Raw genomic sequence first — 409 nt, forward strand, 5'->3', positions numbered from 1 at the left:
GAAAATCTTAATTGTGAATGTTGAATGGTGAATGTTGAGTTGTAAAAACTGAACACTCTGCCTTCACATTAAGGCCTTTCATTTGAATTTAAGAGCAAAGTAAATGGTGGAGTTAAGCGGGATCGAACCGCTGACCTCCTGCGTGCAAGGCAGGCGCTCTCCCAGCTGAGCTATAACCCCGTTATAGTGTTGAGTGTTTGGTTTTAAGTGCTTAGTTGTTTTTTACTCAACATTCAACACTCACAACTCAACACTCAAAGTGGTGGGTCTGAGTAGACTCGAACTACCGACCTCACCCTTATCAGGGGTGCGCTCTAACCACCTGAGCTACAGACCCATCTGTACGTTTGCTCTGTCTCATGCAATCAATCATCTGTGTGGGTACTTATGCCGTAAGTGCTTTAGGTAA

At 44.3% G+C, this 409-nt stretch carries 2 tRNA genes; both read right to left on the minus strand.

The annotated features are described in order from the left end of the window. Positions 1-104 precede the first annotated feature (104 nt). Positions 105-180 (minus strand) — tRNA-Ala (locus tag QWY20_RS18535). A gap of 80 nt (positions 181-260) precedes the next feature. Then, positions 261-337 (minus strand) — tRNA-Ile (locus QWY20_RS18540). Positions 338-409: the final 72 nt, after the last annotated feature.

Source organism: Alkalimonas cellulosilytica, from assembly GCF_036325985.1.
In the GTDB taxonomy this organism is placed as follows: Bacteria; Pseudomonadota; Gammaproteobacteria; order Enterobacterales; family Alteromonadaceae; genus Alkalimonas; species Alkalimonas cellulosilytica.